This is a genomic window from Syntrophothermus sp. (genome assembly GCF_013314835.1).
In the GTDB taxonomy this organism is placed as follows: Bacteria; Bacillota; Syntrophomonadia; order Syntrophomonadales; family Syntrophothermaceae; genus Syntrophothermus; species Syntrophothermus lipocalidus.
Window position 1 is genome coordinate 1 of the sequence record NZ_JABUEX010000078.1, and the last position, 8,141, is coordinate 8,141.

At 51.0% G+C, this 8,141-nt stretch carries 8 protein-coding genes; all 8 read left to right on the plus strand.

Annotated features, from left to right (window positions below):
- A partial coding sequence (gene spo0A / locus HPY90_RS14045; protein ID WP_287195413.1) for a sporulation transcription factor Spo0A occupies positions 1–743 on the plus strand: 743 nt, incomplete at its 5' end.
- 171 nt (positions 744–914) lie between these two features.
- On the plus strand, positions 915–1,868 hold the full coding sequence (locus HPY90_RS14050) for a ketopantoate reductase family protein (RefSeq protein ID WP_287195415.1): 954 nt from the start codon (positions 915–917) through the stop codon (positions 1,866–1,868).
- Positions 1,869–2,071: 203 nt separating this feature from the next.
- Entirely contained in the window at positions 2,072–3,193 is a 1,122-nt protein-coding gene (gene steA / locus HPY90_RS14055; protein ID WP_013174629.1) for a putative cytokinetic ring protein SteA, read from the plus strand.
- 39 nt (positions 3,194–3,232) lie between these two features.
- Positions 3,233–4,132: a copper transporter gene (locus HPY90_RS14060; RefSeq protein ID WP_287195416.1), complete on the plus strand. Its 900-nt coding sequence runs from the start codon at positions 3,233–3,235 to the stop codon at positions 4,130–4,132.
- Positions 4,129–4,803, plus strand: a complete 675-nt coding sequence (locus tag HPY90_RS14065; protein ID WP_287195418.1) for a glycosyltransferase family 2 protein — start codon at positions 4,129–4,131, stop codon at positions 4,801–4,803. Before HPY90_RS14060 ends, HPY90_RS14065 begins: the two co-directional genes overlap by 4 nt.
- Positions 4,800–5,636 (plus strand): MraY family glycosyltransferase, encoded by an 837-nt coding sequence (locus HPY90_RS14070; RefSeq protein ID WP_287195420.1) that lies wholly within the window; start codon positions 4,800–4,802, stop codon positions 5,634–5,636. Before HPY90_RS14065 ends, HPY90_RS14070 begins: the two co-directional genes overlap by 4 nt.
- On the plus strand, positions 5,626–6,756 hold the full coding sequence (locus tag HPY90_RS14075) for a M20/M25/M40 family metallo-hydrolase (protein WP_013174633.1): 1,131 nt from the start codon (positions 5,626–5,628) through the stop codon (positions 6,754–6,756). Before HPY90_RS14070 ends, HPY90_RS14075 begins: the two co-directional genes overlap by 11 nt.
- The gene (locus HPY90_RS14080) at positions 6,743–7,837 is read left to right on the plus strand and encodes a DUF3866 family protein (protein ID WP_287195422.1); all 1,095 of its coding nucleotides are present in this window, start codon (positions 6,743–6,745) and stop codon (positions 7,835–7,837) included. The genes HPY90_RS14075 and HPY90_RS14080 overlap by 14 nt, the downstream gene beginning before the upstream one ends.
- Positions 7,838–8,141 lie beyond the last annotated feature (304 nt).

The window sequence follows — 8,141 nt, forward strand, 5'->3', positions numbered from 1 at the left end:
CCGACGACAACAAAGAATTCTGTGGCATACTAAAAGATTTTTTTACAAGCGTTTCCGATTTTAATGTGGTGGATGTCTGTTCGAATGGCCTGGAAGTCTTGGAGGTCTTAGAACAGAAGCCGGTTGATGTTCTACTTTTGGATCTCATCATGCCTCACATGGACGGGATTGGGGTCCTAGAAAAGATGAGGGATTTCAAAGGGCGGCAGCGACCGAAGGTCATTATTCTCACCGCTTTTGGACAGGAAAACATAACTCAAAGAGCAGTACAGTTGGGTGCCGACTACTACATACTTAAGCCGTTCAACCTCCAGGTGTTGGGGGAACGGGTAAGGCAGGTGGCGAGGAACAGATCAGATTCTGTTCCCAAGCCGGTACCCGTAACCAAAAGAGATTTGGAGATCGAAATCACCCGTATCATTCACGAGATAGGGGTTCCGGCGCACGTCAAAGGTTACCAATACTTGCGGGACGCGATAATATTGGTAGTGGATGAGATCAGTTACCTGGGAGCTATAACTAAGGAGCTTTATCCGGCAATCGCGATGAAGTACGGGACTACCCCTAGCAGGGTAGAGAGGGCTATACGCCATGCCATCGAGTTAGCTTGGGACCGGGGGGACATAGAAAAGCTGAACAAGCTTTTCGGATACACAGTTAACGGAGATCGTGGTAAACCGACTAACTCCGAGTTTATCGCCATCATCGCCGATCGGTTGAGACTGGAAACTAAGGTGAGCTGAAGTAAAGGAGGGTAAACCAGGGGGACGGTTCCTGCGGTTTATTTTCGAAAATAAACCGCAGGAACCGTCCCCCTGGTTGATTGTTGCACTTATGGAGACTCTGGTTTATATTATTTTAAGCGTTGTTAAATATTAGCTACTGTCGAGAAAGAAACAGCTAGAGGTGGTATCATGAGGATTTTAGTCTTCGGATTAGGGGCTTTGGGGACAGTTTACGCTTGTCTTCTAAAGAATGCCGGTCATTTCGTAGTTGGGATTGACCGGGAACCTGTGGTGTCGCGGGTTAAAACACAAGGGCTCGGAATCACCGGGATTTGGGGTGAGCACACGGCCTTTCTAGACGAAGTGGCGAGTACGGTAGATGAGGTTCAGGCGAGGAGTTTCGACTTGATAGTTCTAACCGTCAAGTCTTTCGATACGGCTGAGGCTGCGTCAAAGCTGGTTGGCCTGGCCGGGGCGGGCACGTACGTCGTACTGGCCCAGAACGGATACGGGAACTACGAGGCTGCTTCCGCTTTTCTTCCTCCCGAACAGCTCATCGTAGCCCGGGTGATATTTGGATCAGAAACATTAGAACCGGGGAAGGCCAAAGTTACCGTAATTGCGGACGACGTGGTTATCGGTTCACCTCAGAATCTGATCAGTGAAGAAGTTTTAGCTGAAATAGCAGAGCGGTTTTCGACCTGCGGTATCCCCACGCGGGCTTCGAACGAGGTCATGAAATACGTATGGGGGAAGATAATCTACAATTCGGCCTTGAACTCCTTGGGAGCTATCCTCGAAGTTCCTTATGGCAAGCTGGCAGAAAACAAGTACACTGCCGGATTGATGGACGCCATGATAGACGAGATTTTCGCTGTTCTGGAGGCTTCTGGGGAAACGACTTTGTGGGCTGATGCGGGTGCCTATCGTCAGGCTTTTTACGGGCAAATGGTGCCTTCGACTGCTCAGCATCATGCTTCTATGTTGCAGGACATACAGCGGGGACGGAAGACTGAAATCGATGCTCTCAACGGGGCGGTAGTGGAGTTGGGAATGAAGCTCGGCATCGATACCCCGGTCAACCGGGTTATTGTTTCCCTGGTAAAGGCCAAGGAGGAATTGAGTAGGCAACGAATCGAGTAACAGTGAGCCTTACTTGGATTGCCAAAACATACCGAAGGGATGAGGTTGTCGGTCGTGTTTTTAGCAAGCCTACTGGAGAACGCTCTTTACCTTAAAGGGGTCGGATTTGGACAGGCGGGGGATAAGGTGCTATGATTTAGGCAAAGGATTCGAGAAGCGAGGACCAGCCTGGCTACAGTACAGGCGAAGTGGAAGGTGATAGTTTGCACTTGAAAGGGAAAGCGCGTTTAGATAAAAGGACCAAGAACCTGGTGAAGCGCCTGCGGAGGAATGAAATCGCGGTCATTGATCACGATGACATAGATGAGGTGGCGGCTGCAAGCCTCATAGAAGCTCATCCCCAGGCGGTGGTGAATGCTGACCTCTCAATCACCGGGAAATACCCGACCAACGGGGTTTTAAATATACTCAAAGCCGGTATTCCGGTCATCGACGGCGTAGGGCCTCGAGTCTTTGAAGAAGTTAAGGAAGGGGCTACTGTAGAGATACGGGACGGAGAGATTTACTGCAACCGGCGCTTTATTTGTAAGGGTAAGGTTCTCGGCATAAAGGACGTGGAAGAAAAACTCAAAGAAGCCAGGCACAATTTGACCGAAGAACTGGATCGGTTTGTGGAAAACACCCTTGAGTATGCAAAGAAGGAAAAAGGTATCTTGCTCAACAACGTGACCTTGCCCCAGTTAAGAACCAGGATCAAAGGCAGGCACGTTTTGATAGTAGTGAGAGGCAAGAACTATAAGGAAGATCTAAAAGCCATTAGCACCTATATAGAGGAAGAAAAGCCGGTTCTCATCGGGGTGGATGGGGGAGCTGACGCCCTTTTAGAATCAGGTTACAAACCGGATATTATTGTTGGGGATATGGACAGCGTATCGGATCAGGCCCTCAAGTGTGGAGCCGAACTGATAGTACATGCTTACCCTGACGGCCGGGCTCCGGGTTTGGAAAGGGTGCAAGGGATGGATTTGCCAGCCAAAATCTTGCCCATGCCCGGAACCAGTGAAGACGTAGCCATGATTTTGGCCTATGAAAACGGAGCTGAGCTTCTGGTAGCGGTCGGAACTCATTCCAATATGCTGGATTTCTTAGAAAAAGGCCGAAAAGGGATGGCCAGCACTTTTTTGGTACGGCTGAAGGTGGGCTCCATTTTGGTGGATGCCAAGGGCGTGAGCCAGCTATACCGCCAGCATCTTCGGGTTAAATATCTTTTGCAATTACTGGTCGCTGCCTTTATACCGATTTTAGTCCTTATATGGGTATCGCCTTCTACCAAGCCTTTGTTGAGGCTGATCAGTCTGCAGTTGAAGCTACTGTTTAATTTGTAGCTCCTACAAAACATGCTGCATCAGGAGTGAAGTTTGTTTATGATGGACATACGGTACCACATAGCCACGTTGATAGCTGTTTTTTTGGCGCTGGGAGTTGGCATACTTGTTGGGAGTACCGTGGTTGGCAGTGATGTTTTGAATGACCAGCAAAAAAAGATGATTGATCAACTGGAGAAACAATTTGAGGTCCTGAGACAAAAGGAAGAAGACCTCACAACCCGCGTCGAATTCATGAACGGGTTGCTCAGACATTACGAGGACTTCACCGAGGCGCTGCTTCCCTCTATCGTGGAGAACCGGCTGGCGGGTATGAAAGTGGCCTTAGTGGTTTCAGGGGGGCTTGATATTCCTTCGGGAGCTTTGAACTCGCTGTCCTTGGCCGGGGCTAGGATCGTTTCGACTACGGTGATCTTACCGGGGATTAACCTTTCCAGCGATTCTTTACGTTCGAAGCTGGCTGCTGCTTATGGAGTTGAAGACAAAACTTCGCCGGAAGAGTTGAGGATTCAGGTCGGGAAAACCATAGGGGATATTATACTCAACCACGATGTTCAAGAGATTAAGCGCCTGTTGGAACAGAACGACCTGGTGAAATTTAACGGGGATTACAGTATATTCCCGGACGCGGTAGTCGTGATGGGAGGGGCTAACAGCCTCGATTATTATTTCCCTGAGACTATAGACGTACCCATGATTAACCAAATGTCAGCGGCGGGGGTCAGGGTTATAGGAGTAGAAGTTTCGGATGTCAAGTACTCGTATATGCAAGTTTACCAGGCCCAGAAGATTACCACCGTGGATGACATTGACCTTATCCCGGGACAGGTGTCGCTGGTTCTGGCAATGGCAGGCGAATCTGGAGACTATGGGGTGAAGCCCACTGCCAAGAAGTTCATGCCGTCTCTACCGCCGGGATACGCGGGAGGCAATCGATGAAAACGGTTACGGTTGTAATACCTGCATACAACGAAGAAACGAGAATCGGGAGTACCGTGCGGGCGGTTAGGGAAAGCGGGTTTGCTGACCAGATATTGGTAATGGACGACGGGTCGCAAGACAAAACGGCGGTGATAGCCAGGGGGGAAGGAGCAGAAGTAATCGAACTCAAGCCTAACCGCGGCAAAGGGGAAGCCTTGAATCGGGCTGTGCCACACATAAAAGGGGACATCGTCTTGTTTCTGGATGCGGATCTCGGGGATTCGGCAAGGCAGGGCCAGCTATTGGTCAAGCCGATACTGGAGGGTGAAGCAGATATAACTATCGCTCGTTTTCCACCCCCTAAGAAAAAAGGCGGGTTCGGGTTAGTAAAGGGATTGGCCGCCTGGGGGCTTAAGAGGGCGGGGATGGAGGCCCGAGAGCCCTTGAGCGGGCAGAGGGCTATGAGCAAGACTGTTCTTATGGACTTGTTGCCTTTTTCTCCTGGTTTTGGAGTGGAGCTGGGGATGTCATTGCGCGCTTTGGCACGGGGGTACAGGCTGCTAGAGGTTGATACCACTATGACCCATGCAGAAACCGGGAGAGATGTAAAAGGGTTTGTGCACCGAGGCAGACAGTTTTGGGATGTACTGAAAGTGATTCTTAAGGAGGCAAAGGGGGGGCCTTGTTGAATGCTACATCGTCGCTAGGGTTGGCGGCAGGGGCGGCTTTTGCGACCGAGTTATTGATATTGTTTTTTCTTTTGCGCTTTATGAGCAGGCACCGCGTGACTGCTCCGAACTATCGGGGAATCGAGATTCCGATAGCGATCGGGGTTTCTTTCCCGGCCACCTTGTTTGTGGTGTTCATGGTAGAACGTATTCTCGGCGTCTATCCAGGAGGAGAGGCAGGCGTATACCTGGCTGCGGTAACCGGAATATCACTTCTGGGGTTCATAGATGACTTAATAGGTACCCGCGATACCTTGGGATTTCGGGGACACATACGCAAACTATTCCACGGGGAGCTCACCACTGGCGGCCTGAAAGCGGTCGGAGGCGGGATTATCGCAGTTTACGCATCTGCTCTACTCTTTAAGTCATGGCAGGATATACTGGTAAACGCCTTGGTAATGGCTCTTTTTACTAACCTTATTAACCTTCTCGATCTAAGACCAGGGCGGGCTATCAAGGGGTTTCTGGTCCTATTTGTTATTTTATTTTTTGCAGCTAAATCCGACCTTTTTCTTTTTTTACCTCTACTTGCCGCAGTCCTCGCCTATTTTCCGTTTGACTTGAAGGCCAAGGCGATGATGGGTGATTCTGGGTCGAACGTTTTGGGGTTTACTCTGGGCCTGATGTGCGCTATGAGGATGAATATGCCTTTCCGACTAGGGTTTTTAGGATTCCTTATTGTAGCCCATCTTTTTACGGAGCGGTATTCTCTTACGGAGATAATCGAACGGTGTGCGTTGTTGCGCTATTTAGACAACCTGGGAAGGGGTGGTGAACGGCGTGGCGAATAAAGAACGCATCCTGGCCGAGTTTTTAGAGCTCGTGCAGGTAGATTCGGAGTCGGGACGCGAGGGACGGTTGAAGGAGCTTTTGAAGGAAAAGCTCGGGGATTTAGGGCTGACGGTGATTGAAGATAAGGCTGGAAAAGAGACGGAGGGCGATTCGGGTAATCTCATCGCAAGCTTAGAAGGTACGACAAATAAGCCTGCTATACTGTTTTGCGCGCACATGGACACGGTTAAGCCGGGGGTTGGAGTAAAACCGGTCATCAGGGATGGTGCCGTATACTCCAGAGAAGGCACGGTTTTGGGGGCAGACGATAAAGCCGGCATTGCAGCTATTCTGGAAGGGCTGAGAGTGGCTGAGGAACAGGGCTTGGCCAGGCCTCCAATCGAGGTCGTATTCACGGTTTCTGAAGAGCGGGGACTAATGGGTTCAAAACACCTCGATTTCTCCGTTCTCAAGGCTAGACAAGCGTACGTGCTGGACAGCGTGGGAGAACCGGGAACCATAGTAATTCGGGCTCCGCGCCAAAACGAGCTGGAATTCCGGGTTTACGGTAAAGCAGCCCATGCCGGTATCAATCCGGAAGACGGTATAAACGCTATTCACGTTGCCGCCAAAGCTTTGGCGGGAATGAGGATCGGCCGTATCGATGAAGAAACCACATGTAATCTGGGCACGGTTGAGGGCGGCAAAGCCCGAAACATCGTTGCCGATTACTGCTGTATCGGAGGAGAAGTGCGCAGCCTCTCACCGGAGAAACTGGAGCGGGTTACGGCGGAAATGGTCAAGCATTTCCAAGAGGAGGTCGGAAGGTACGGGGCCAGGAGTGAGGTTCGGGTGAATCTCTTGTATCCCGAAATGAACCTCGACCCGGAGGAGCCGGTAGTGGCATTGGCCAAGCAGGCAGCCCGGAACCTGGGCAAGGTACCGAATTTGATAAAGACCGGGGGAGGAAGTGATGCCAGCATTTTTAACGGTCACGGCATCCGCTGCGTAAACCTCGGTATCGGTATGGAGGCAGTGCACACTGCCGAGGAACATATACGGATAGAGGACCTGGTAGATACTGCCCGATTGGTGGTAGAGATTATAAGGGAAGCAGGGAGACGGGTTGATCCGGATTAAGAGGGGCACGGTTACAGAAGTCACAGGTAAGAGGAGAGGTATTACCGAACTTGTGGTCATGGTCGAGGGGCGAAAAGAGCCGGCCGTCAGTTACGACGACCTGATCGGTGAGGTGACAATAGGAGACGAAGTATTGTTGAACACGACCGCAGTGAGTTTGGGCTTGGGAAGCGGCGGAGTTCATTTTGTCATGGCTTCTTTGGCTGGCGGGGAGAAAGAGTTGACAGGAAAAGGACACATTATGAAACTTCGTTACACCCCTTTGCAGGTGAAAGTTTTGGCGGTGGAAGAAGAAGACAGTCCCTACCGCGATATCATGGCCAGAGCCGACAGTCTGGAAGGATGTCCGGTGCTGGTGGGTACTCTTCATTCGGCTTTGGCACCGGTTTGTGCGGTCCTCAAGGCTACCGCGGACTTGAAGGTAGCCTATATTATGACGGACGGGGCTAGCCTGCCTCTCGTATTCAGCCGGAGCGTGGCCGAGCTGAAAGAAAAAGGACTATTGGACGGGACGGTGACCTGCGGTCACGCCTTTGGCGGCGACTTGGAGGCTGTTAACTACTATTCCGGTTTGTTGGCGGCACGGTGGGTGTTGGGGGCCGATGTCATAGTAGTATCTATGGGACCCGGAATAGTTGGGACGGGAACAAAATGGGGATATACGGGTATAGAACAAGGCGAGATTCTGAATGCGGTTGCCACCCTGGGGGGGATACCGGTGGCCATACCCAGGATAGGTTTTGCCGATCCCCGGGCCCGTCATCGCGGCGTAAGCCACCATACCTTAACTGTTCTCTCCCGAGTGTGCAGGGTGGAATGCCTGGTCCCTCTGCCGGTACTGGACCAGGCCAAAATGGGGGAAATACTGAGCGTCATAGACAGAGAGAAACTGCGAGAGCGGCACCGGTTCGCGTTGGAAGACGGGAGCGTGGTGAAAGAAGCTGTTTCCAGGTTCGGGTTGAAGGTGAGCACGATGGGAAGGGACATGGAAAGTGACCCCGAGTTTTTCCTGGCTTGTGGAGCCTGCGCCCGGGCAGCTGTCAAGCTTCTTTCGGGGGAGCCGCTGAATTACGTAAAATAGAGCCACAGCCACAGATGCACACAAGATAAACACTGATGAACACAGATATAATTTTGACGCTGATTCACGCAGATAACTTTTGTTTTTAAGACGTTGACGCGAATTAAAACAGCTTTGACGAGGAGCAGAGCAGGGTTACGAAACGGAATCTGCCGTCGTCGCTTTTATGTTCTGCACGGGACTGTACAATTAACTGTGTAAACCCCTTTGGGAAAAAGGTAAACTTTTACCAAGGGGGTAAGGAAAATGGACGAAAAACTTTTTAGGAAGCACCTTCGGGAATTTATCAAAGAAAACAATCTGG

Excerpts from the sequence above, each read along its gene's own strand:
- HPY90_RS14050 (WP_287195415.1), top strand. The coding sequence starts at position 915 with ATGAGGATTTTAGTCTTCGGATTAGGGGCTTTGGGGACAGTTTACGCT.
- HPY90_RS14065 (WP_287195418.1), top strand. The coding sequence starts at position 4,129 with ATGAAAACGGTTACGGTTGTAATACCTGCATACAACGAAGAAACGAGA.
- HPY90_RS14060 (WP_287195416.1), top strand. The coding sequence starts at position 3,233 with ATGATGGACATACGGTACCACATAGCCACGTTGATAGCTGTTTTTTTG.